Here is a 25038-nt window from a genome sequence, read left to right as displayed (position 1 = left end):
ACTTGGGCTTAAGTAAACAGCATTGCCCGCGCCGGGCGTTTCTCAGGGCTGAGGCAGCGTGGCGTCTGGTGTGCGCCAGATCAGCGCAGCGGTGTCGTAGTCTTGGCCGCGCGCGACCTCCAGCAACTTGTCGCGCATGGCCGGCGCCACGTGCGGGGTACGCGCCAGCAACCACAGGTAGTCACGGTTCGGGTGGCCAACCAGCGCCGTCTGGTAGTCGTCATCCAGGTACAGCACCCAATACTCGCCCTTGGCGACGCCCGGCAGCAGGCTGCTGAACCAGTTATCGAAGCGCACCCACAGCTTGTCGGTCTGCCCCGCCACCTGTGGCACGGCCTGCCCCTTGGCCTCCTGCCACTTGCCCTCGAGGGTGCGACAGCGATTGGTCACCGCGACACGGCCATCGTCCCGCAGGTCATAACGCGCCTCGGATTGCGCGCAGTTACGCTGGAAGAACATCGGCAGTCGCGCCAGCTCGTACCAGGTGCCCTGATAGCGCTGCAGATCGACCGTCTCCACCGTTTTCGGCGGCACCACTCCGGTCCCGGAATTGGCGCAACCTGCCAGCACTGCAACGGCCAGCAACCCCGCGAATACACGCATCAGCCACTCCTTATTGCAGACCCTTGCCCGAGAACATCACCACCTTGTCGCCGGCGTACTGCACGCTGATAAAACTCTTCTCGTCACCCCAGGTGCAGCTGGTGAGGCCCAGGGCACCGGCGCACTCGCTGGGCGCGCCGAGCAACTGCTCGACCTCCGGCTTGGTCATCCCGGACTTGAGTTTGGAATAATTGTCCTGATTGACCTTGCTGCAAGCAGCCAGCAATACACAGCACAACAGCACGGCGAAATAGCGCAACGACATGGCGCGGGCTCCAGAATTGGCTTCGGAATTGGCTTCATAATTGAAAGTTGGACAAGCTTGGCACAGCGCCGCAGCAGCGGCTGCCGTTGGACGTCAGAAACGCGAACCGGGTTCCCGCAGGAAAGCCAGCTCTTCCGCGGTCGAGGGCCGCCCCAGCACGGCATTGCGATGGGGAAAGCGCGCAAACCGGGCAATCACCTGGCGATGGCACTCGGCGTAATCCAGATAATCGGCATACAACGCCTGCTCGGCAGGCGCCGCGACGGACAGCAGGCGGGTGAAGCGGCGCACCGCCTCGTCCTGCAGGAGCAGATCTTCGGCGTGCTCCAGCACCAGGTAGACGAACACCCGCTGCAGCGGCGCCAGCGCCTCTTCCTGCTCTTCGTCCAGCCCGGCGAGCACCAGTTGCCGGGCCAGGTCGTCACCGGCGAAGGCCCGCGGACTGTCGCGAAAAATCATCCGCGGCAGCTGGTCCAGCAGCAGGATCAGTGCCAGCCAGCCCTGCGGCGAATCCGCCCAGTCGGCCAACTCGCCGGCCAGCGCCTGCTCCACCAGCCCGGCAAAGCGCTCACGCGCATCAGAGTCCTGGCTGTCCTGCTTGCCGAACCACAGCGCGGAACGCGCCGCAGCCACCTCGGCGGCCGTCGTCCCGCTACCGAACCACCAGTCGAGCAACGGCTGCCAAGGTTTATGCATGGATCACTCCTGGTGGTAGGCGGTCACGCGCTCGACTTCTTCCTTGGAGCCAAGGAATACCGGCACACGCTGGTGCAAGGAAGTCGGCTGGATTTCGAGAATGCGCTGGCTGCCATTGGTCGCCGCGCCACCCGCCTGTTCGATGATGAAGGCCATCGGATTGGCTTCGTACATCAAGCGCAGCTTGCCGGGCATCGAAGGATCGCGGTTATCGCGCGGGTACATGAACATGCCGCCGCGGGTGAGGATACGGTGCACATCGGCAACCATGGAGGCGATCCAGCGCATGTTGTAATTCTTTTCCAGCGGCCCGCTCTCGCCGGCCAGCAGCTCACTCACATAACGCTGCATCGGCGCTTCCCAGTGGCGCTGGTTGGACATGTTGACGGCGAATTCCTGGGTGGTTTCCGGCACCTTGATGTCGTCGTGGGTCAGGACGAAGCCACCCAGTTCGCGATCCAGGGTGAAACCTTTGACGCCGTTGCCCAGGGTCAGCAGCAGCATGGTCTGCGGGCCATAGATCGCATAACCGGCGGCCACCTGTTCGGTGCCCGGCTGGAGGAACGCTTCTTCGCCGAGATCGCCCGTGGCACCGTTGCGATCGGGGCAACGCAGGACCGAGAAGATGGTGCCGACCGAGACGTTGACGTCAATGTTGGACGAGCCATCCAGCGGGTCGAATACCAGCAGATACGCGCCTTTCGGGTAGCGCCCGGGAATCTGGTAGGCCTTGTCCATTTCCTCGGACGCCATGCCGGCCAGGTGACCGCCCCACTCGTTGGCTTCGAGGAGGATCTCGTTGGACAGCACGTCGAGTTTCTTCTGCACTTCGCCCTGCACGTTCTCGGTGCCCAGGCTGCCGAGCACGTCGTCCAGCGCGCCCTTGGAGACCGCATGGCTGATCGCCTTGCAGGCCCGCGCGACCACCTCGATAAGGAAGCGTAGATCGGCGGGGGTGTTATGGCTGCGGGTCTGTTCGATCAGATAGCGGCTCAGGGTAATGCGGGACATGGATGGCTCCGGGAAGGAAAGAAATCGTGTGCAGTTTAACGCTATACGGGAGGCAGCGCCTCCAGGCAGGGATGGATGGAGCGCATACCCGGCATTCGGCACGGTTTAAGCCTGCGTGCATACTTGCACGCGGTTACGTCCAGCCCGTTTCGCCTCGTAGAGTGCGACATCGGCCGCATGCAGGAGTTCATCCAGCGCGCCGCCTTGCGCGGGCCACAGGGCCAGGCCAGCCGACAGGGTCACCGTGCGCGCGCCGCTGCGGGTAGGCAACGGACTGGCGGCCAGGCCCTGACAAATCGACTGCAGGCGCTTGTGCGCCTCCTGCACATCGACACCCGGCAGGATCAGCAGGAATTCCTCACCGCCGATCCGAAACACCGCATCCGAGGCGCGCAGGCTGCCCAGCAAGTGCTGGGCCACGCCCTTGAGCACATCATCGCCGGCCAGATGACCATGCTCGTCGTTGAGCTGCTTGAAATGATCGAGGTCGATCAGGGCCAGGGCCAGCGACGTCCGCTCACGCTCCGCGCGGGCCAGTTCGCGGCTGAAGAACTCGTCGAGGTAGCGGCGGTTGTACAAGCCGGTCAGCGGATCGCGCAGCGCCTGCTCCTGCAACTGCTCATGCAGACTGGAAATGGTGCGCAGGCGCTCCTCGCTGATGGCCAGCGCTTCGGCCAGTTTCAGCTCGCTGAGATGGCGCTGGGTGACATCGCGCAGATAGAGCATTTGTCCGAGCAGCATGCTGCCCTGGCGCGTATCCCGCTCGATCGCCCGAATCCGCACCTCGAAGTAGCGCGACGAACTGGCCAGGATCAGCAGCCGATCCCGGTCGCTGCTCGCCTGCTGCCTCAGTAACGCCTGCAGATCCCGGCCGAATACCGGCCAGTCGGCCAACTTTCGCCCCTGCCAGTCACCCTGCAAGCCCGCCAACTTGAGCGCCTCGGGGTTGCTCTCGATCACCCGCGACTGCGGATCGACCACCAGCACCGGGTCGAGCAAGGCTTCCAGCAGCAGATGGCGCGCCACCGGCAGCAGATCGAACAGGCGCACACCGACGATCAGCCAGGCAAATGCCACCAGGGTAAAGGCAAAACTGAAGGGTGTCGGGTCGAAGCCGAAAACGGTCCAGCCAAAGCCGATGTAGCCGATGTTGGCCGTCCAGGGCACGATCGTGAGCAGGACAAAGGCCAGATAATGCCGCCGGTAGACGCCAACGCTGAAGACCGCCGCACGGATCACCACGCCCATGCTGAAGGCCATGAACAGGTAAAGGTAGGCCGCGGCCGCATAGAACAGCGGGCCGTGCTGGTAACGCACAGGAGCGCCCGGCTCGGCCGAAAGCGCAGCCGTCCCCGCGCCGTAGAACCAGCCATGCCAGGGATTGCTCAGGGCCACCAGCCAGATCGCCACGGGCACCACGGCCAGGCCCAGGGTGTGGCGCAGCGGCAAAGGCCGGCGCACGCTATTGACGTACTGCCAGAGGAAGATCGACCAGAAGGCCGGCACCGAGAGGATGCCCGGCCAGGCCATGCTGGCCCAGAACACCTTGCACGTGGCCGACTGCGCGGCCATCTCCAAGGCGGCGGCGAGCATCCACCAGAGGCAGGCCGCATGCAGCAGGATAAAACTCTCGCGGCCCGGGAAGTTGCGCTGATGCTTGACCCAGCGCGCCAACAGCAACACACCGATGCACACCAGGCAGGTCAGCACCACCGGCACACTCGGCGCCCAGCCCGACCCCGTACAAGCGCTCACGGCCACACCTGCGGGGCATGAGCACGGAGCAACGGCAGGAAAGCCCCACTCAGCAAAGGGGGAGCACGGCGAAGTGGCATGCGCGAACGGCCATCCTGACCTGACAGGTTGATAAAAAAGCCGCAGCACACTGCCGGCAGCGCCAAAGATACTGCAGATCACCCTGTTTTCCTGAGGGTTTTATTCGGCCTGAGCGCGGGATCGCCCGAAAAACCAGCACGACTGCCGCCGCGACGGCTTTGCCTTCTAGGCGGCCGGCTGCCAGGTTCGCCACCCGCGTGTTTGCGCAAAAGAAAACCGACCAGCCGGCAGATGTTAGTTCACAAATCCGCCAACGCCGCTATCATCGCCCGCCGCCCAGCCAATACGCACCCAAAGCCCCATGAAGAACAACCTGATCGCCGCCGCCGAAATCGACCGCCTGGACACTTGGGCCAAATACACCAGCGACATGTGCCACGGTTGCATCTCCAGCTGCTGCACGCTGCCGGTCGAGGTGCGTATCGGTGACCTGATCCGCATCGGCGTGGTCGACGACTTCGAGCGGGGCGAGCCGCCGAAGAATATCGCCAAGCGCCTGCAAAAAGAGGGCATCGTCGAGCGCTTCAACCAGAAGTCGGGGATCTTCACCCTGATCCGCATGAGCAACAACGACTGCCTGTACCTGGATCGCAAGACACGCCTGTGCACCATCTACGACAAGCGCCCGGACACCTGCCGCAACCATCCCAAGATCGGCCCGCGCCCCGGCTACTGTGCATACAAGCCGAAAGCGCTGAGCTGAATCACGCCTCAGGGCGCGGCGGGTCTGGCGCGCAACAGGCTCCAGGCCATCAGCACCAGCAGGCCGACCCCGGCGAGCAACACCGCCCATAGCCCCAAACGCTGCCAGTCCCAGCCTGGCGCCTGCTCGGCGCCTGCCGCCACTTCTAACAGAGGCGTCGCGGCCGCAGTCGCCACGCCCAGGGCAGCCAGGCGCTGGTCGTCGTAGCCGGGAATCAGGGTGCTCAGCGGCAGGCTCGCCGCGCTGCCAGCCGCCTTGCCGATGGCCAGCACATAGGGCGGCGTGCCACGGGCGAGGAACACCACCTGGGTCGCGCGGATGCCGACCCGGATGCTCGGCGCGGCACTGCCCAGGCCGCCACCACGCTCATCCACCTGCACGCGCAACTGCTGCACCGGCGCGCCATACAGCTCCAGCTCATCCTGCAGCACCTCCTGGCCATCCTGCGGCAGACGGTAGAGCAGGCCGCGCGCCAGCGGCTGCCACTGCACTTGACCCTCACGCCGGCCCGCGATGCTCACCGGCGCCAGGGTGTTGGCCTCGGCCAGCTCGACCCGCACGCGCTGCAACGGCAGCGCCAGCGGCAGGTCCCAGCGGTACTCGCCGGCCTTGGCGCTGCTCGGCGACAACTCCGCCGACCAGCTCAGCGGTGCCGCCAGCCTGTCGCTGCTGGCACTCAGCAGCCGCGCGGACAGCAGCTGCGGAGCCTGCCGCGGACTGCTCCAGAGCAGGCGCAGGTAACGCGCGGACTGGCCCGGCAGGCGGACGTCACGCTGATCGATGCGTTCATCGGCAAATGTCAGTCGGGCAATCTGCCCATCGCCCCAGGCGCGCCAGTGCTGCAGGTCATCGCTGGCCTCGATGCTGAAGCGCTGAAAGCCCTCGTGCCCGGCACTCCAATCGAGCGTCAGCTGCTGCAGCGGCGCCTCGATAGCACTGGTATCGAGCAGCCAACCGCGCAGCACCTCTTGATCGGCACGCGCCCCCTCCTCCCCCAGCACCTCGACCAGGGTGCCGCTGGTGCTGCGCTGCACCCGCACGCCGGGGCTCTGCTCGGCATGCAGCGGGCCACGCAAGGGGAACCACTTCACCGCGCTGTCCTGCTGCGTCTCGTGCTGCCGAGCACTGCCCAGGCTCAGGGCATAGGCCTGCACCTCGCCGGCGCCGTTGAACACCCGCAGGTCACGCAGGTCGGCGTAACGCGCGGCCATATGCACGGCCATCGGCAGTTCCAGGCGATACCAGGGGCCTTCGCCGCTCAGGCTCAGCGGCACCTGGATGGCGTAGTCACTGGCGCTTTCCTGCCCCACCGCCAGGGGGGCGACCAGGCCCAGCAACGCCAGGATCCAGCCACGCACACCGATCAACCTGCTCATACCCGCACCTGCTCCGTTTCGGGCGCCGACTGCCGGGGCGGCAGCGGCGCGAAATAGCCGACGATCAACAGCAACACGCCCACCGCGATAAAGGACACGATGCGCTCCAGGCCGCCCTGATTGCCCAGCTCGACGAAGAACAGCTTGGCCACCACCACGCCGATCAGGGCCGCACCGACCAGCCACAGCTCGCGCCGCGCGCGCAGGTGGCCGACGATCATCAGCGGCAGGGCGATCAGGGTCCAGACGATGGACAAGCCCGCCTGCACCAGCATCGACTCGAGCAGCGCCGGCAGCTGGTAGGGCACGCCGCCCCAATGGTGGGAGGCGCGCAGCACCGCCGCCGTCAGCAGGGCAAACAGCGAAATGCCGGCCAGCAACTGGGCCAGCTGGCCCCGCGCCACAGCGGCCAGGCCGAGTTGCGCCAAGGCGCTGCGCAGCCAGTGGAACACCGCGACCAGGCTGATCAGCAAGCCCAGCTCCAGCGGGTTGAGCAGCGGCAGATAAGACAGCGGCTCGGCGGCGCCATCGCTGGCGATATTGGCCAGCCAGAACCAGGCCAGCATCAGCAGCGCCAGCGGCGCCGCCACCAACAGGCGGTACTCGCGCGGATACGCCGCTACCGGCCAGGGCCACTGGCGCGGGGTCGCCATCAGAAGCAGATACAGGCTCGGCAGCAGCGCCCAGCCCAGCCAGCGCCAGGCGTTGTAGTGCTGCGATAGCAGATAGAGCAGATAGCGCAGCTCCAGGGCCAGCACCGCGAGGATCAGCCAGCAGCCCAGCACATGGACGGCGCTCAGCGCCCCGGCCGGCAGCAGACCGCTCAGGCGCCGCAGCGCCAGCAGATGCACGACCAGCAGCGCGCCCCAGCCGAGCCAACCGAAGTCCGCCAGCGGGTGATACTCGAGGTGCCAGGCAGACAGCAGGATCAGCGCCGCCACCGGCACCAGCAGCGTGCACAGCAGCGCCATGGCCCGCCACTGCACCCGCACGGCCACCAGCAGCCACAGCGCCACACTCAGGGCCGCGCCCAGCAGCAACAGCGGCGCCTGCAGCGCCGGCGCGGCGAAACGCAGGATTTCGCCGGCCAGGCTCAGCGCCCACCAGCCAGCGCCCCAGACCAGCAACAGCTGCGACAAGCGCTGCAGGCTCCTGGCAGACAGCGCAGCGGCCTGCTCGCGGCGCGCCACCTGCTGCAGGCGCCAGGCGCCGATCAGGGCGGCGATGGCCAGCACCGCCGGCGTCCAGAACCCGGCATGGGCCAGCGGACGCAGGCCTTCGCCGCCGAGCGGGGCGAACAGCAGCGGACTGGCGACCAGGAAGGACAGGCCGCCGAACCCCTGCAGCAACAGGCCGAAGGCGAAACCGGCGCGCTGCTGCAACTGCAGACTGAGCCAGACGATCAACAAGCCGCTGCCGCCCCACACCGCGCTGGCGCTCTGCCAGGGCAGGACGAACAGCACCGCCAGGTTGACGAACAGCAGCCCGACCAGCAAGACCAGCGACAGCCCGCGCATCAGCCGCCTATCGCGGCTGACCTGTCGATCGCGCGCCGCCAGCAGCATGCCGCCGATCAGCGCCAGGCCGATTACCGAGGCGGTCAGCAAGCCGCGCCAACCGGCGCCAGACGCGCCACTGCCGATGCCCGAGGGCGCATCCAGCTGCAGCAGGAACAGCGCCCCGCCGAGCAACTGCACGGCAAAGGCGCTGAACAGGAAGGCGCGCGACTGCAGGCGCAGGCCAACCAACAGGCTAGCCAGCCCGGCCAGGGCCCAGCTGATCGCCGTGGCCTCGGCGTTGAACCACAGCGGCGCGAGCAGGTAGAGAAACGCCAGGCCGGCGCAGGCCAACACCGGCAAGCCACGCCGCTCCCAGGCCGAGGACTGTTCTTCACCCGCCTGACGTAGCGCGTAGAAGCTGAACAGCAGCGCCGCGCCGAGCATCAGCGCGCCCAGCGCCGGGCCGGTCAACAGGCTATCCAGCCCCGGCCGCAGCTCGCCGAGAAAGGCCAGCGCCGCCCCCGCCTGCAACAGCAGGGCGAAGGCACGGGCCAGACTGCGCCGCTGGCGCAACCCCAGCCAGAAGATGCCGGCGCCCTCCACCGCCCAGGCGGCCGAAGTCCAGCGCGCATCCAGGCCCAGGGGAATCGCCAGGCTGCCGAACACCACTCCCAGCGCCAGGCAGGTTTCCACCAGCAGCAGGGCGCGGCCTTCCGTGCGCCTGGCCAGCAGCAGCGCCAGGCCGAGGTAGAACAATCCCAGCGCCAGCGCGCTGAAGGCGGCGGCGAACTCGAGATGCTGCACCAGCGCGAATTGCAGGCCGAAGCCCACCAGCGGCGGACCGAACAGCACAGTCGCGTCGACATAATCACCCTGGCGCGCCGCCCAGCGCAGCAAGGCCTCGCGTTCCTGCGGCGCCGCCCCGGCCTCGCCCAGCTTGCGCCGGGCGAACAACAGGCCGATGACCACGTACATCAGGAAGAACAGCAGCAGGAACGGCTCGCTGCTCCCCAGCAACTCCGGGGTGTAGGAACGCAGGCCCCAGGCGAAGCCAATGCCGAAGGTGCCGACGAAGCCGATCAGGTTGAGCAGGCGCCAGGTCTTGAACCAGGCGATGGCCAGGATGGCGCTGTTGAGCAGGACGAAATAGCTGAACAGCGCGACATGGTTGCCGCTGCCGGTCGAGGTCAGGATGGGCGCGGCAAAGCCGCCGAGCGCGGCCGCGGCCGCCAGCCCCAGGGCGTTCTGCGTCACCGCGAGAATTGCCGAACAGAGGGTCACGAGCAACAGCAGGGCGAACGCCTGCGCCGGCGCGAGCAACGGATGCAGGCGCATGGCGGCGAAGATCGTCAGGTACAGCACGGCGATGCCCGCGCCTTGCAGCATCAGGCCGTAGTTCGGGTTGCGCAGGCGCAACCACCAGCCCAGGCCGAGCAAGGCGATGGCGCTGGCCGCAACCCCGGCGTAACGCAGCTGCACCGGCACCACCATGCCTTCGGTGGCGTAGCGCAGGAGAAAGGCCAGGCCGAGGAACAGCAGCAGCACACCGATGCGCAGCACGGTATTGCCCCCGAACAGCCAGGCCTGGGCCCGGTCGATGGCGCGTTCGAGCGGCGAAGGTTCGCGCGGCTCGACCGGCTGGCGCGCAGCGGGTGCGGCACCTGGTTGATCCGCCGCCCGGGTCCAGGCGTCGCTACTGCCCGATGGCGGCGCGGGCTCGGCCTCGGCTTGCGCGAGAATCTCCGGCGGCAGTTCCCAGGTCAGTTCCGCCTCGGCTGCAGGCTCGGCGGTGACGGGCGCCATCTCGGCCGCCGGCGCCGTGGCCAGCGGCGACTCATCCGCCGCCGCAGGCGGCGCCTCGACCTTGAGCAGCCGCTCATGGATGGCCTGGGTACCTCGCTCGAAGCGCTCGGCGAAACTTTTCAGCTGCTTTGCCAACTCGGCGTTCTGTGCCTCCAGCCCCCTGAGCTTGAGCGCCTGAGCCATACCCAGGCCGACCAAGCCAGCCAACAACGCGCCAGTCAGCGACTCTGCAACCAGAGCCCCCAGCACCAGCCCGACCAGCATGAAGATCCATTGCATGCAGTGCGTTCCCGATCAGATAAAAGCCCGCGCATCCAGGCAATGCCAGGTGGCGGCAGTATAGAAGCCCGCCCGCGGCTTACCCAGAGAGACGCCTGCATGACGCATCACAGGCACAGAAAATATTCACCTGACCAGCCGACGGACGGCGACAACCAGTGGACGACCCTCTGCCGCGGTCAGCCGACACTCGCCACGCCCTCAGGCGAGTCCGCTAACCAGAGCAAAACCCCAGGGCTAGAGCACTCGCCGCCCATTAAAGCGAACGCCGCGGCAATCACCGCCAGCCAATCGGTCACGCCGCAAAGACGTTTTTTTGACGAGCTAAGACCTAAATCCCTTATGCCGAATCATTCTTGCCAACTTATTGACTGGCATCGGCGCACTGTTAGCCTAAGACCCTACTCGTGAGGTGGAATTGATTGAATTTCGCCAAGCCAGAACAGAATAACGATAAAACACCATTCACTCTGAACGAGACGGCGGCCCTCGCTTTGCTGCCCGACTTACTCGCTGCAGAGTTCTGTTGTCCCTGCGTGGATCGACAAGAAGCCGTTGGCAGACCTTAGCTGCACTCAGTGCGGTTGCCCGCTTCATGTCCTTCGCCACTGTGGTTGTGGCGAACCTTGAATCACTGCCCTAACTGATTTTCAACTGGCGCCTGTCAGCTGGCTGCGTGCGCCCTGAAGTTGATCACCGTAAGGGGATGGAGCAATGCGTATCAGCATCTTTGGCTTGGGTTATGTCGGCGCGGTCTGTGCCGGCTGCCTGTCGGCACGCGGGCATGCGGTAATCGGCGTAGACATCTCGCCGAGCAAGATCGATCTGATCAACCAGGGTAAATCGCCGATCGTCGAACCGGGCCTGCAGGCGCTGCTGGAAGCGGGCGTCAAGGCCGGTACGCTGAGCGGCAGCACCGACGTCCAGGCCGCGGTGCACAGCAGCGAACTGTCGCTGCTGTGCGTCGGCACGCCGAGCAAGCGCAACGGCGACCTGGCCCTGCACTTCATCGAATCGGTCTGTGCGCAGGTGGGCGCCGCACTGCGGGAGAAGTCCGCCTGGCACAGCGTGGTCGTGCGCAGCACGGTGTTGCCGGGAACGGTCAGGAACGTCGTCATCCCGATTCTCGAAGAGTGTTCGGGCAAGCGCGCCGGCATCGATTTCGGCGTGGCGGTGAACCCCGAGTTCCTCCGCGAAAGCACCGCCATCGAGGACTACAACTATCCGCCGATGACGGTGATCGGCGAACTCGACCAGCGCTCCGGCGACTTGCTGCAAGCGCTCTACCAGGAGCTGGACGCGCCCATCGTGCGCAAGAGCATCGATGTCGCCGAGCTGATCAAGTACAGCTGCAACGTCTGGCACGCCACCAAGGTGACCTTCGCCAACGAGATCGGCAATATCGCCAAGGCGGTCGGCGTCGACGGCCGCGAGGTGATGGACGTGGTCTGCCAGGACCACAAGCTCAATCTGTCGCGCTACTACCTGCGGCCCGGTTTCGCCTTCGGCGGCTCCTGCCTGCCCAAGGACGTGCGCGCCCTGTCCTACCGCGCCGGCCAGCTCGACGTCGAGGTGCCGCTGATCGGCTCGCTGATGCGCAGCAACGGCGCGCAGGTGCAGCACGCCTTCGACATCATCTCCAGCCACGCCAAGCAGCGCATTGCCCTGCTCGGTCTGAGCTTCAAGGCCGGCACCGACGACCTGCGCGAGAGCCCGCTGGTGGAGCTGGCGGAGATGCTGATCGGCAAGGGCTACGCCCTCAGCATCTACGACAGCAACGTCGAGTACGCCCGGGTCCACGGGGCGAACAAGGACTACATCGAGGCGAAGATCCCCCATGTGTCGTCCCTGCTCGACAGTGATTTCGAGCGGGTCGTCGCGCGCGCCGACCTCATCGTCCTGGGCAACGCCGACGAGCGCTTCCGCGTGCTCGCCCAGCAGGTGCCGGATGGCAAGCAGGTCGTCGACCTGGTCGGCTTCATGGCGCATCCCAGCCGTGACGGTAGCGAAGGCATCTGCTGGTAGACGCCCTTAACCCAACCCTGCGAATTCCCTGCGTGCGCCCGCTGCGGGCAGCACCTTCGAGGAGAACGACCATGATTCCAGTGATCCTGTCCGGCGGCAGTGGCTCGCGCCTCTGGCCCTTGTCACGCAAGCTGTACCCCAAGCAGTTCCTCGCCCTGACCGGTGCGCAGACCCTGTTCCAGCAGACCCTGCTGCGGGTCGTCGGCGAGGGCATGGCCGCCCCCATCGTGGTGTGCAACGAGGAGCACCGCTTCATCGTCGGCGAGCAGCTCGCCCGCATCGGCGGCACCGCGCAGGCGGTGCTGCTCGAGCCGTTCGGCCGCAACACCGCCCCGGCGATCGCCATCGTCGCCCTGAAACTGCTCGCCGAGGGCCGCGACGAACTGCTGCTGGTGCTGCCCGCCGATCATGTCCTGGAGGATCAGCCGGCCCTGCAGCGTGCCCTGGAACTGGCCCGCGCCGCCGCCGAACAGGGCGAGCTGGTGCTGTTCGGCGTGCCGGCGAGCACGCCGGAAACCGGCTACGGCTACATCAAGAGCCATCCCGGACCGGGTGACCTGCCACCCGGGGTGCTGGCGGTCGAACGCTTCGTCGAGAAGCCGTGCCAGGCCAAGGCCTGCGAATTCGTCGCCAGCGGCGACTACTTCTGGAACAGCGGCATGTTCATGTTCCGCTGCAGCCGCTACCTGGAAGAACTGAAACGCCACGAACCGGACATCTACGACACCTGCCTGCTGGCCCTGGAGCGCAGCCGCAACGACCTGGAGTTCGTGCGCATCGACCCGGCCACCTTCGCCTGCTGCCCGGACAATTCCATCGACTACGCGGTCATGGAACGCACCACGCGCGCCTGCGTGGTACCCCTGCAGGCCGGCTGGAGCGATGTCGGTTGCTGGTCCTCGCTGTGGGATGTGCAGGACAAGGACGAATACGGCAACGTGCTCAAGGGCGATGTGCTGCTGCAGGATTGCCACAACTGCCTGGTGCATGGCGGCGACAAGCTGGTCACCCTGATCGGTCTGGACGATCTGGTGGTGGTCGAGACCAAGGATGCCTTGATGATCGTCCCCCGCGCGCGCACCCAGGAGGTCAAGCAGCTGGTCAACAACCTCACCGCCCAGGAGCGCCAGGAAGCGCAGAACCACAGCCAGGTCTACCGCCCCTGGGGCGCCTACGACTCGGTCGATATCGGCTCGCGCTTCCAGGTCAAGCACCTCTCGGTCAAGCCCGGTGCGCAACTCTCGCTGCAGATGCACCATCACCGCGCCGAGCACTGGATCGTGGTATCCGGCACCGCGCAGGTGACCTGCGACGACCAGAGCTTCCTGCTCACGGAAAACCAGTCGACCTATATCCCCATCGCCTCGGTGCACCGCCTGGCCAACCCGGGAAAGATCCCCCTGGAGATCATCGAAGTGCAGTCCGGCAGCTACCTCGGCGAAGACGATATCCAGCGCCTGGAGGATGTCTACGGCCGCAGCGCCAGCCAGCGCGAGGGCGAACAACTGCTCAAGCGTTGACAGCAACACCAGGCGAGCCGAAGCGCCGCACGACGGCGCCAGCCTCCCACTGCGGGAGGCCTCGACCACGCAGCACCTTTGCCTGACTGCCTCTATGCACAATCGATCGGCCCGCAGGGTCGAGGGGTATGGCTATGCGCGCGCAACCGAACAGCTCGAGCAACCCGCGTTCCCGGCGCACGGCGTGCCGGGCTCGCCGTAGCGGCCAGCACCCCGTAACCAGCACAGGAGCACGCTGACGCCATGCCCAAGCCCAACTCGCGACTGCACGACGCCTGCAGCCAGCTGCTCGGCTGGAGCCTGCTGCTCGCCAGCCTGATGCTGCTGGCCGGCCTGCTCGACCCCGGGCTGTTCGATCCGCAGCACAAGAACTTCATCTTACTGATCGGCGCCCTCGGCACCTGGCGCTATGGCAACGCCATCGCCCACTACCTGCGCGGCATGTACTTCCTGCACTGGCGCTTCCCGGCCATGCGCAAGGCGGTCGAGCGCCTGGGCGAGGCGGCGCTGCCCTCGCAGCTTTATATGGTGGTGACCAGTTTCCGCATCCCCGCGCCGACCACCTTCAAGGTCTACCAGTCGGTGTTTCAGGAGATCCAGCGCCTGCCAGTGCCCTGCACGGTGATCGCCTCGATCGTCGAGAAGGGCGACGAGGACCTGATCAAGCAGATCATGCGCCGCGAGGTGCGCGAGCGCCCCGACATCAAGCTGCTGATCGTGCGCGCCCGCGGCACCGGCAAGCGCGACGGCCTGGCCCACGCCTTCCGCGCCCTGTCGCGACGCATGCCGGGGGGCGACGCGGTGGTCGGCGTGGTCGATGGCGACACCATGCTGCTGCCCGGCTGCGTGGCCAATGCGGTGAAATTCTTCGCCTACCTGCCCAGCGTCGGCGGCATCACCACCAACGAGTTCTGCCAGGTCGAAGGCGGCAAGCTGATCCGCGAATGGCACGCGCTGCGCTTCGCCCAACGCCATATCAACATGTGCTCCATGGCCCTGTCGCGGCGCGTGCTGACCATGACCGGGCGGCTGTCGTTCTTCCGCGCCAGCGTGATGATCGAGCCGGACTTCATCAGGGATGTCGAGGCCGACTTCCTCCAGCACTGGCGCCTGGGCCGCTTCCAGTTCCTCACCGGCGACGACAAGTCCTCCTGGTTCAGCCTGATGCGCGCCGGCTGGGACACCTTCTACGTGCCCGACAGCAACACCCTGACCGTCGAGCATCCGCCAGACAGCAGCTTCCTGCGCGCCACCCGCCAGCTGATGTTTCGCTGGTACGGCAATTCGCTGCGGCAGAACTTTCGCGCCACCCGCCTGCTGGGCTTGCGCCAACTGGGGCTGTTCACCCTGTACGTGCTCTATGACCAACGCCTGTCGATGTGGACCAGCCTGCTCGGCCTGAGCGCCTGCCTGGTGGCGGCGCTGCTGTTCGGCATCCAGTTCCTGCTGGTCTACCTGTTCTGGGTGCTGCTGACCCGCAGCCTGGTCAGCCTGCTGTTTGTGTTCGCCGGGCACCCGGTCGATCCGCTGTACCCGCTGGTGCTCTATTACAACCAGATCGTCGGCTCGCTGATGAAGGTGTACGCGCTGTTCCACATGGACCAGCAGAGCTGGACCCGGCAGAAGACCACGCTCGAGCGCAGCCCCCTGGGCTTCGACCTGGCCCTCAATCGCTGGTCGTCGAAAACCATGTTGGCCTCCTCCGTCGCCCTGTTCTTCGGCGCCGTGGCCATGCTGCTGACCCTTTCCCAATCCTGATCCGAGGCGGATGCCCATGAGTAGCGCCATTTCTCCCCCAGCAGCAAGCGTGGTCCACGAAGCGATCGACGAGCGCCAATACGTGCGCACCCGGATGCCCGCCCAGGTGGTCCTCGACAGCGGCGGCGCCAGCATCGAGTGCCGCATCGAAGATATTTCCCTCGGTGGCCTCAGCCTGCGTGGGGCACCGCAGCTGAGCATCGGCAGCCTGCACAGCGCCTCGATCCAGCTCGACCTGCACCAGGTGATGCTGAGGATCGATACGCGGATCAAGGTGACCTCGCACGCCGGCGAGCTGATCGGCGCCCAGTTCGTCGACCTCGACGGGCAGAAGCGCGACATCCTGCGCTACCTCATCGGCGCCTACATGGCCGGCGAGATGGTCGACGTCAACGGCCTGTTCAACGTCATGCAGCGGGAAAACCACATCAAGCAGCGCAAGCACAAGCTCGCCACCGCGCGCAGCCTGCGCGAGCGCCTGCTGGCCCTGGTCGGCAGTGCCCTGTACCTGCTCGCCGGGCTGGCCATCGCCGGCCTGCTGGGGTTCAAGACCTACCTGCTGTTCTTCCGCGTGGCGGCCACCCAGGCCCTGGTCAGCGCCGACGCCCACGTGATCAGCATGCCGGAGAACGGCTATGTGAAATTCCTCGTTCCCGCCGGCACCCAGCGGGTCGAGGCCGGTCAGCCGATCGCCACGGTATCCACCCAGCTGGCCACCAGTTTCACCACCCCGGCCGACCTCAAGGCCCTGGCCGACATCACCCAGACCGACCTGCAGGCCCTGCTCGGCCGCTCGCTGATCGAGACCACCATCGCCAGCCCGTGCGACTGCTGGCTGTACCTGCCCAAGGCGATGGTTGATGGCTACGGCTACAAGTTCGCCGAGCTGGCGCACCTGATCCCGCTCGGCGACAACAGCCTGTTCGTCAGGGCCAGCTTCCCCTTCGACAAGCTCAAGGACCTGCGCGACATCGCCGCGATCGAGCTGCAGGTGTTTGGCGTCGACGGCAAGCTCGGCGGCCAGGTGGTCGGTTCGGCGCTCGATCCGCTGACCCAGCAATTGCTGCTGCAGATCCGTCCCGATCAGCCGCTGCCGCTGGCGGCCTACCAGAAGCCGGTGGTGGTCGACCTGTTCAAGGGTCTGCCGCTGCTCTCCGGGCTCCCCGGCTACTGAACCGCAGCAGGAGAAGCGCATGCTCAAATGCCCTATTCCGTCATGTCTGCTGCTGCTCGCCCTGGCGGCTGGCCCGGCCCAGGCCGCCAGCCTGCAGCAGATCCAGTACCGCCTGCACCAGGATCCGCAGGCCGAGGTCGCGGCCGAGCTGCGCCTGCTCGCCGAGCGTGGCGACCGCGCCTCGATGCGCCTGCTGGCCGATGTGCTGGCCGGCTCCGCCGAGCGCAACCAACAGCAGGAGGCCATCGCCCTCTATCAGGCGGCCTTCGCCGACGGCCACGGCCAGCTCGACGCCCTGGTCGGCCTGGCCAACTTCAGCGAACGCCTGCCCAACGGCCATGACGCCCAGCGCGCCTTCTTCAGCCAGGCCGTGCAACGCTTCGCGCCGACCCGGGACATCAACAGCGTGACCACCAGCCTCGACCTGTTCCTGGTCTACCCCGAGCTGTACCTGCCGGCCCAGGTGCGCGAGCTGATCAGCCTGCACCAGCGCGCCTGCCTGGAGACCTGCGCCAGTGCGCTGTACCGCGCGCGCCTGGCCGAGCAGCAGGGCCAGCGCGCGCTGGCGGACAACCTCTACCTGAGCGCCCTGCGCAGCGATGCGCGGGCAGTGGAGCGCTATTACCAATTTCTCGGCGAGGAGCAGGACGAGCTGTTCCCGGCCAGGGTGAGCGGCCTGCTGGGGCAGATCGACAGCCTGCCGGTGGCCGTGGTGCTGGCCATCGGCAGCCTGCTCAGCAGCATTCCCCGCGAACACGACCCGCAGGTCATGCAGTGGCTGGACAACGCCATCGCCCGCCAGGCCGAGCAGGCCCGGGTGTCCAAGGCCAGCTACATGATGTCGGCGCCGCAGAGCTACAGCGCCGAAGAGGTGTTCGCCCTGATCGACCAGGTCGAACTGACCCGCCCGCAGGAAGGCCGCGCCCTGCGCGCCTCGGCCTATCTGGTGCGCGGCTGGCGCAGCCTCGACCCGTTCAAGGCCCATGAAATCATTCAGGCCCTGCTCGCCGAGGGCTACCAGAACGCCTACCTCAACCTCGGCGAGCTCTACAGCATGGGCGGCCTGGACCAGGTGGACCAGGCCAAGGCCATCGCCAGCTACCGCATCCTCGCCGCCCGCGGCGTGCCCTCGGCCTTCTACCGCATCGCCACCCTCTACGGCGGCGGCAAGGGCATCTGCCACGACAAGGTCAAGGCCTACGCCTACGCCAAGATCGCCGTCGACGGCGGCGAACTGGGCGCACGCAAATACCTCAAGGAACTGGCGCAGCAGATCAGCCAGGAGCAGCTCAACCAGGCCCTGCAGGCGCGCAACGGCATCATCCGTGACATCGAGGCGGCGCTATGAAGCGCGCGAACCACTTGCCGCGCTGCGCCCCCTGGCTGCTGGCCCTGCTCGCCAGCCAGGCCGCGGCCATCGATCAGCAAGGCGCCGTCAGCGACCCGGCCAGCCTGCCCGCGCCCGCGGTGGCGGCCGCCAGGCCGAGCGCCGTCGAGCTGAACCACAAGCTCACTCTGCAGGGCGGCTACGGCCCGGAAAATTCGCAACTGGGCAACGACGGCAAGGGCTTCTATGGCCTGCGCTACGAGCCCTCGCTGAGCTGGCGCTCGAGCGAGCCGCAGTGGCCGAAATGGCAGGCCTTCGCCCGCGCCTGGCTCAACTACAACAGCGCCAGCCAGGCCAGCACCGGCTTGCAGCAGGAGAACAGCCAGCAGATCGAATACTTCAGCGCCGAGCTGCGCGAGTTCTATGTACGCCGCAACCTGCTCGGCGACGACCCGCGCTTCGCCCTCAGCCTCGGTCGCCAGCGTTACTCCGACCACTTCGGCATCTGGTGGGACGACAGCCTGGAGTCGCTGCGCCTGAGCTTCGACGACACCTTCGCCCGCGGCTTCGTCGCCCTCGGGCAAAAGCTGCACAGCTACAACAGCGACAGCCAGGCGCTGGACGCCAGCGAGCGCGACATCGCCTACGCCATGGGCGAATACGCCCTGCGCTGGAGCGGCGAGAACTGGGCGGGGCTGCGCCTGCTGCTGGAACAGGATTACTCCGGGCGCGACGCGGATGACCCCAGCGACTTCGAGGGCGGGCGCGTCGGCCTGTTCTTCCACGGCGACGAGCCGAGCGTCACCCCGCTGTTCAGCGACTATCGCCTGGAGCTGGCGCTGCTCGACGGCCGCGTCGAGCTGGCCAGCGGCGAGGAACAGGATCGCCACGGCTGGGCGCTGCTCGGCGAGATCGGCAAGCGCTTCGCCGAGCGGCCCTGGAGCCCGCGCCTGGCCCTGTACGGCGGCATCACCGACAAGCCGGACGCGAGCACCGACGGCTTCTACCTGAACGCCATCCAGTCCGACCGGGTGGCCAACCCGGAGACCTACAGCAGCGGCCTGGTCAGCGCCTTCATCGGCGTCGACCTGCACAACCTGGCCTATTACGGCATCGCCCTGGAAAGCCGACCGCGGCCGCGCCACTACCTCGACCTGCGCCTGACCGACCTGCACCTGCGCGATGCCGACGGCGACCTGCCGCTGAGCCTGGCCGAACCGGCCGAGCGCAGCGGCAGCCGCTCACTCGGCCAGACCCTGGACCTGAATTACTACTGGGCAATGTTCCCCTACGCCGTGCAAGACAAGCATATGCAAATCAACGCGTTGCTCACCGCCAGCTATTTCCGGGCGGGGGATGCCATCGGCAACCTCGACAACGATTCCCAGGTCTCCTTCGGCGTCGTGCTGCGCTACTAATCCAGAGGTGTCGCCATGGTCTTCACATCGAACATCTTCCTGTTCCTGTTCCTGCCGGTGTTCCTGCTGGTCTATTACCTGGTCAAGGACTCCTGGCGTTCCTACGTCATCGTGCTCGGCAGCTATGTCTTCTATGCCTGGTGGCGCCCGGATTTCCTCCTGCTGTTCGTCGGCATTTCCTACTGGAACTACTGGTTCGGCCTGCTGATCAAGCAGCGCATCGACGGCGGCGACAAGCAGACCGCGTTCCGCCTGTTGAGCATCGGCGTGATCGGCGACCTGGCCGCGCTCGGCTACTTCAAATACGCCAACTTCGGCGTCGAGGTGATCGCCGAGGTGCTGCAGCCGCTGGGCATCAATACCTTCACCCTGGAGCACATCATCCTGCCGCTGGGCATCTCCTTCTATGTGTTCCAGGCGCTCAGCTACATCGTCGACATCTACCGCAAAGATGCCGAGCCGACCCGGCGCTTCGTCGACTTCGCCGCCTTCATCGCCCTGTTCCCGCAACTGATCGCCGGGCCGATCCTGCGCTACAGCCTGATCGACCAACAGCTCAAGCAGCGCAGCCATTCGCTGGAACTGTTCAGCCTCGGCGCCGCGCGCTTCATGCTCGGCTTCGTCAAGAAGGTGCTGATCGCCGACTCGCTGGCGCCGCTGGGCGCGGTGATCCTCGGCGAGTCGCAGCCGCAGATGGTGGATGCCTGGTTCGGCATGTTCATCTCCCTGCTGCAGCTGTACTTCGACTTCTCCGGTTACAGCGACATGGCCATCGGCCTGGGCATGATGATGGGCTTTCGCTTCGCCGAGAACTTCAACCAGCCGCTGCTGTGCCAGAGCATGACCGAGTTCTGGCGCCGCTGGCACCTGACCCTGGCCGACTTCCTGCGCGATTACGTCTACCTGCCGCTGATCCGCTCGCGAACCCTGAAGGCCGAAGGGGCGCTGTTCTGCACCATGCTGCTGTCCGGCTTCTGGCACGGGGCGAGCTTTGCCTACATCCTCTTCGGCCTGTATTTCGCCGTGCTCATGCTGCTCGAACGGCGCTTCAATCTGGTGACCAAGGTCAACGGCCCCTACCGGCTGTGGCGCAACATCCTGGCGCTGGTCGTGCTGTGCGGGGTGATGCCGTTCTTCATCACCGGCGATACCGATCACGCCCTGAATCTCCTCACCGGCATGTATGGCCTGCGCGGCATCGGCTCGCTGGACGCCTACTTCGTCGAGACCTCGAGCATGACCGTGGCCTTCACCGGCCTGGCGCTGGTCTGGATCGCCCTCGCCGGGCGGGTCAACCTGCGCTACTACGCCGGGCACAAGCAGGGCTACTGGATGCAGCATGTCGGCGGCCTGAGCATGCTGCTGCTGTGGGCCGGCTTCGGCTTGTCGCTGAGCCGCCTGGCCGCCAATTCCTTTTCCCCGTTCCTCTACTTCCAGTTCTAGGAGGCCGCCATGTTTCCGGTAATGAATTCCGCGCACAAGTTCAACGGCATCGCATTCATCCTGATGCTCGGGGTGATGCTGATCTACTCGCTGCCCAGGGTGGCGAGCTTCGCCAAAACCCAGGCATGGACCGATGCCAGCGAGCTGTTCATGAGCGGCCAGCTGCTGCGCCAGTTCGAGGATTACTACGACAAGGGTCTGTTCCTGCGCGATCCGTCCATCGAGCTGTGGGCCAGCGCGCAATACCTGCTGTTCCGCGAAGGCAGCAGCGGCGTGGTGCTGGGCCGCGCGGGCTGGCTGTTCAGCAACGAGGAGTACCGCCTGCCGAATGCCTACCAGCAGGCGCTGAGCAGCAACGTGGCGAAGATCGCCGAGGTGGAGAGGACCCTCAAGGCGCACAACAAGCGCCTGATCCTGCTGCCGCTGCCGATGAAACTGGATGTCTACGCGGAGTACGCCACGCGCACCCCGGACCGCCGCTCGCAGCAGCTCTACGGCGACTTCATCGCCCAACTGCGGCGCAGCAGGATCGAGGCGACGCCATTGCGCGAGGCGTTCCTCGCGCACAAGGACCGCCAGCCGCTGTTTCTCAGGACCGATACCCACTGGTCGCCCTTCGGCGCCCGCCTGGCCGCGCAGGAACTGGCGCGCCAGCATCCGGAGCTGATCGGCAGCGCCGCCTACAGCTCGCACCAGGTGGCCGAGAAGACCCTGGCCGGCGACCTGAGCAACTACCTGCAATTCAACCGCGAACTGGCCCCGGAACACTTCCAGCCGAGCCCGCTGGCGGTCTTCGAAACCCTCAAGGACAACCAGCAGGTCAGCGCCGACAGCCTGTTCGGCGAGGCCGAGCAGCCAATCATGCTGGTCGGCTCCAGCTACACCAAGATCGACGACTGGAACTTCCCGGGCTTTCTCAAGGAGTCGCTGAAGAGTGACCTGCAGACCACCGCCGTCGAGGCGCGCGGCCCCTACTACGCCATGCAGCAGTTCCTCGAGGGCAAACACCTGCAGGACCCGGCGATCACCACGGTGATCTGGGAGTTTCCGCTGCGCACCCTGCTCAGCGAGGAACCGACCACCAGCGGCTGGCAAGTCGCCGCCAATCAATTCTTCTGAGGAGCCGCCACCATGAAGCGCTTTCTACTTGCTGCCATGCACAGCCTACCGATCGTCCTGGCCCTGCTCGGCCCGGCCACGGCCCATGCCCAGGACGGCAATGCCGCCCTCTACGACGCCGTGGCCCCGGCCGGCTCGGCCTATATCCGGGTGCTCAACCTGGCACCCGGGGTGGCCGAGATGATGGTCAGCGGCAAGACCGCCGCGCAGAAGGTCAATGGCGGCCAGCTCGGCAACTACCTGTTCGTCGCCCCGGGCGCGCACAAGGTGACCATCGGCCAGGCCAGCCTGGCGCTCAACCTGCCGGCAAAATCGGCGCTGACCCTGGTCTACGACGGCAGCAGCCTGCTGCAGATCGCCGACAATTACGTCGAGGACAGCAAGAAGGCGCAGATCGCCTTCTACAACCTCACCGACCAGCCGCTGGCCCTCAAGACCCGCGACGGCAAGCACGCGGTGGTCGACGGCGTGACGCCCAACCAGACCGCCACGCGCATGGTCAACGAGATCAAGATCGGCTTCGCCGCCTACGCCGGCGAGCGCAATGTCGCCCAGTTTGCCGAGCTGTTCCTGAAGAAGGGCCGTTCCTATTCCTACGTGGTGATTGCCGAGGGTGGCGGCTACCGCACCATCGGCCTGATGAACGGCCTGGACAGCATCAAGTAGCCGCCCATGAAGACTTTCTACCTGCTCCTCGCCAGCCTGCTGCTGCTCGCCGCACCCGCCCTGCGGGCCGCGGTCGAGCCGCCGTGCGCGCTCGACTGCCTGCTTTGCCCGGGGCTGGCGGACGACGCCCAGTATGCCGAAGGCATCATGAAATCGATGAAGCGCATCGCCCCGGGCAAGGACAGCTGGCTGTTCCGCTCGGAGGTCGACCTGAGCAACGATTTCGGCATCCCGACCGCGCTGCAACCGCAGTTCAAGCGTCTGATCCAGGCCTTCGCCGCCAAGCACGTGCAGGTGGTGATTGCCGTGCAACCGACCCGCGGCATGATGCACCGCGACAAGGTGCGGGCCGACAGCGCCTACGGCTTCGACTTCGCCAGCGCGCGGCGCAACCTGGCCCGCTTCCTCGACCAGTTGCGCGCCGGCGGCGCGCTGGTGCCGGACATCCTGCCGCTGGTGGATAGCCCGCCGCAGCCGGACTACTTCTTCCGCCGCGACCACCACTGGACCCCGACCGGCGCCCAGGCCACCGCGCGCATCGTCGCCGAGGCGGTGCAGCAGCAACCCTTCTACTCCGGCCTGACCAAGAAGGACTACCGCACCGAACCCAGCGTGATGGTGCCCAAGGACGGCACCATGAGCCGGGCGCTGAAGAAGATCTGCGGCAACAACTACGGCTTCCAGTACGTGCGCGGCTTCCAGACCGTACCGGCGGGCGACGACTCGAGTGCGCTGTTCGAGGAGGAGTCGACCCCGGAGGTGATCCTGGTCGGCACCAGCAACTCGGCCAACCGCGACGACGACAGCAAGAACTACAACTTCGACGGCTACCTCAAGGAGTACCTCGGCGTCGATATCCTCAACCTGGCGCTGCCCGGCGCCGGCCAGGAAGGCGCGCTGCTCAACTACCTGCAATCGGCCGACTACTCGCCGGATGCGCCGCCGAAAATGATCATCTGGGAGCTGCCGGCCAGTTTCCACCTGGAAGACCCGTTGCTCTACCGCCAACTGCTGCCGGCCATCCAGGGCGGCTGCGCCAAGGCCGAGGTGCTCGCCGGCCAGCAGACCGCGCTGCCGCCACTGCAGGTCAACCAGCGTATCGAGATCTTCAGCAACAGCGGCGCGCAGCGGCGCGACCTGAGCGACCTGGCGGGTTTTCTCGACATCCAGCTGAGCGACAAGAACCTCAAGGACTTCTACCTCATCACCTATTACGACAATGGCCAGCGCGACAAGGTCTGGTACCGCCGCGAGGCGATCGTCGCCGGCGGCCAGTTCTACCTGGAGCTGAGCACGGCCAGTGAGTATCGCGGCGCCAACCTGCTTTCGGTGTTCCTCGAACCCACCGAGGCGCTGACCGAGCCCGGCCATGTGGAGATCAAGCTATGTCGCTGAAATCGCAATCCACCACGCGCTGGCTGGCGGCGCTGCTCAGCTGCGCCGCAACCGCCAGCCAGGCCCAGTCGATCTGGCCGCCGCAGCCGACCGCGCTGAGCGGCCAGGTCGGCGACTACCAGCGCATGACCTGTCCGAAGCGGGTGCCGCCGCCCTACAGCGGCCCGCTGCTGATCGACAGCAAGTACGACCAGGGCGATGCGAGCAAGTCGACCCTGAGCGCCACGCAATCCAGGCAATCGCGCGAAATCCACGCGCGCCTGAGCGAGTACAGCCAGCGCCTGGCGCAGTTCGCCGACTACTACCTGCTGGCCGACCAGCCGCAACAGGCCGCCGTCGGCCTGGCCTGCCTCGATCAGTGGCTGCAGGCCTGGGCCGTGGCCGGCGCCCTGCAAAGCCGCGAGACGAGCAAGACCGGGATCGCCGCACGCAAGTGGTCGCTGGCGGCCATCGCCTCGACCCTGCTCAAGACCCAGGCGCTGAGTGGCGGTCAGCCGCCGCTGGCGCCAGAGCAACGGCAGTGGCTGCAGCGCCTGGCCGAGCTGGTGATCGAGGATTACAGCCCGCGCCAGCAACCCGGCTTCGCCTACTTCAACAACCATGACTACTGGGCCGGCTGGGCCGTCGCCGCCACCGGCATGCTGCTCGACAGGCCCGACTACATCGCCTGGGGCGAGCGCAACTTCCGCCAGGCCCTGGGCCAGATCAGCCCGTCGGTGCATGGCGACTACGCCTATTTGCCCAACGAGCTGGCCCGCGGCCGGCTGGCCGCCAACTACACCCACTACGCCCTGGTGCCGCTGATGCTGCTGGCCGAATCCAGCCAGCGCAACGGCCCCGGCCTGTCTGCCGCGGACAGCGCCAAGCTGCAGCAACTGGCCAACTTCGCCGTGCGCAGCGTGCTGGCGGCCGGCAGCCTGCCCGAGCTGGACGGCCAGGCCCAGGAAGCCGTGCCGGTGCACAAGATGACCTGGCTGCTGCCCTTCCTCAGCCGCTACCCGCAGCACGCCCTGGCGCTCCAGCTGTACCAGGCCGAAAACGCCGAGGTGGACGCCTACAGCCAGATCGGCGGGCGGATCAAGCCGCTCTACCCCACGCTTCCCTGACCCGCGAGGTGACATC

General features: G+C 66.5%; 19 protein-coding genes. 12 read left to right on the top strand and 7 right to left on the bottom strand.

What is annotated here, in order from left to right; translation table 11 throughout:
• Positions 1 to 42: 42 nt before the first annotated feature.
• The 5 genes from G9C89_RS00305 to G9C89_RS00285 form a co-directional block, all read right to left on the bottom strand.
• On the bottom strand, positions 43 to 603 hold the full coding sequence (locus G9C89_RS00305; RefSeq protein WP_172143366.1) for a lipocalin family protein: 561 nt from the start codon (positions 601 to 603) through the stop codon (positions 43 to 45).
• A gap of 10 nt (positions 604 to 613) precedes the next feature.
• Positions 614 to 868, bottom strand: coding sequence for an outer membrane protein assembly factor BamE (locus G9C89_RS00300; RefSeq protein WP_172143365.1), 255 nt, complete (start codon positions 866 to 868; stop codon positions 614 to 616).
• Between the two features lie 93 nt (positions 869 to 961).
• Positions 962 to 1564 (bottom strand): DUF924 family protein, encoded by a 603-nt coding sequence (locus tag G9C89_RS00295; RefSeq protein ID WP_172143364.1) that lies wholly within the window; start codon positions 1562 to 1564, stop codon positions 962 to 964.
• 3 nt (positions 1565 to 1567) lie between these two features.
• Positions 1568 to 2575: a class 1 fructose-bisphosphatase gene (locus G9C89_RS00290; protein ID WP_172143363.1), complete on the bottom strand. Its 1008-nt coding sequence runs from the start codon at positions 2573 to 2575 to the stop codon at positions 1568 to 1570.
• 105 nt (positions 2576 to 2680) lie between these two features.
• A complete protein-coding gene (locus G9C89_RS00285; RefSeq protein WP_172143362.1) occupies positions 2681 to 4330 on the bottom strand; it encodes a histidine kinase N-terminal 7TM domain-containing diguanylate cyclase in 1650 nt (549 codons plus the stop codon).
• A gap of 382 nt (positions 4331 to 4712) precedes the next feature.
• Between G9C89_RS00285 and G9C89_RS00280 the strand changes: the two genes are divergently transcribed.
• Positions 4713 to 5114, top strand: a complete 402-nt coding sequence (locus tag G9C89_RS00280; RefSeq protein ID WP_172143361.1) for a YkgJ family cysteine cluster protein — start codon at positions 4713 to 4715, stop codon at positions 5112 to 5114.
• A gap of 8 nt (positions 5115 to 5122) precedes the next feature.
• On the opposite strand, the gene G9C89_RS00275 is transcribed toward G9C89_RS00280, so the two are convergent.
• Positions 5123 to 6490, bottom strand: coding sequence for a DUF3999 domain-containing protein (locus G9C89_RS00275; RefSeq protein ID WP_172143360.1), 1368 nt, complete (start codon positions 6488 to 6490; stop codon positions 5123 to 5125).
• The gene (locus tag G9C89_RS00270) at positions 6487 to 10071 is read right to left on the bottom strand and encodes a DUF2339 domain-containing protein (RefSeq protein ID WP_172143359.1); all 3585 of its coding nucleotides are present in this window, start codon (positions 10069 to 10071) and stop codon (positions 6487 to 6489) included. The genes G9C89_RS00275 and G9C89_RS00270 overlap by 4 nt, the downstream gene beginning before the upstream one ends.
• Before the next feature lie 714 nt (positions 10072 to 10785).
• Here G9C89_RS00270 and G9C89_RS00265 point away from each other — a divergent pair.
• From G9C89_RS00265 to G9C89_RS00215, 11 genes are all read left to right on the top strand, one after another.
• Complete coding sequence (locus G9C89_RS00265; protein ID WP_172143358.1) at positions 10786 to 12096, top strand: nucleotide sugar dehydrogenase; 1311 nt, start codon at positions 10786 to 10788, stop codon at positions 12094 to 12096.
• Positions 12097 to 12167: 71 nt separating this feature from the next.
• Positions 12168 to 13616, top strand: coding sequence for a mannose-1-phosphate guanylyltransferase/mannose-6-phosphate isomerase (locus tag G9C89_RS00260; protein WP_172143357.1), 1449 nt, complete (start codon positions 12168 to 12170; stop codon positions 13614 to 13616).
• A 243-nt stretch (positions 13617 to 13859) separates the two neighbouring features.
• Complete coding sequence (locus G9C89_RS00255) at positions 13860 to 15374, top strand: glycosyltransferase family 2 protein (RefSeq protein ID WP_172143356.1); 1515 nt, start codon at positions 13860 to 13862, stop codon at positions 15372 to 15374.
• Between the two features lie 16 nt (positions 15375 to 15390).
• Positions 15391 to 16548: a PilZ domain-containing protein gene (locus G9C89_RS00250; RefSeq protein WP_172143355.1), complete on the top strand. Its 1158-nt coding sequence runs from the start codon at positions 15391 to 15393 to the stop codon at positions 16546 to 16548.
• Between the two features lie 19 nt (positions 16549 to 16567).
• Positions 16568 to 17896, top strand: coding sequence for a sel1 repeat family protein (locus tag G9C89_RS00245; RefSeq protein ID WP_172143354.1), 1329 nt, complete (start codon positions 16568 to 16570; stop codon positions 17894 to 17896).
• The gene (locus tag G9C89_RS00240; protein WP_172143353.1) at positions 17893 to 19293 is read left to right on the top strand and encodes an alginate export family protein; all 1401 of its coding nucleotides are present in this window, start codon (positions 17893 to 17895) and stop codon (positions 19291 to 19293) included. The genes G9C89_RS00245 and G9C89_RS00240 overlap by 4 nt, the downstream gene beginning before the upstream one ends.
• A gap of 15 nt (positions 19294 to 19308) precedes the next feature.
• Complete coding sequence (locus G9C89_RS00235; protein ID WP_172143352.1) at positions 19309 to 20736, top strand: MBOAT family O-acyltransferase; 1428 nt, start codon at positions 19309 to 19311, stop codon at positions 20734 to 20736.
• 9 nt (positions 20737 to 20745) lie between these two features.
• A complete protein-coding gene (locus G9C89_RS00230; protein ID WP_172143351.1) occupies positions 20746 to 21855 on the top strand; it encodes an alginate O-acetyltransferase AlgX-related protein in 1110 nt (369 codons plus the stop codon).
• A gap of 12 nt (positions 21856 to 21867) precedes the next feature.
• Positions 21868 to 22521 carry an alginate O-acetyltransferase AlgF gene (locus G9C89_RS00225; RefSeq protein ID WP_256674079.1) on the top strand — a complete coding sequence of 218 codons (654 nt, stop codon included), beginning with the start codon at positions 21868 to 21870 and terminating at the stop codon, positions 22519 to 22521.
• Positions 22522 to 22527: 6 nt separating this feature from the next.
• A complete protein-coding gene (locus G9C89_RS00220) occupies positions 22528 to 23916 on the top strand; it encodes an alginate O-acetyltransferase AlgX-related protein (protein WP_172143350.1) in 1389 nt (462 codons plus the stop codon).
• The gene (locus tag G9C89_RS00215) at positions 23907 to 25022 is read left to right on the top strand and encodes a polysaccharide lyase (protein WP_172143349.1); all 1116 of its coding nucleotides are present in this window, start codon (positions 23907 to 23909) and stop codon (positions 25020 to 25022) included. Before G9C89_RS00220 ends, G9C89_RS00215 begins: the two co-directional genes overlap by 10 nt.
• The last annotated feature ends 16 nt before the right edge of the window (positions 25023 to 25038 follow it).

It is taken from the genome of Pseudomonas tumuqii, assembly GCF_013184545.1.
GTDB lineage: Bacteria > Pseudomonadota > Gammaproteobacteria > Pseudomonadales > Pseudomonadaceae > Aquipseudomonas > Aquipseudomonas tumuqii.
The sequence above is the reverse complement of the archived record's forward strand: the minus strand, read 5'-3'. Positions and strand labels throughout refer to the sequence as shown.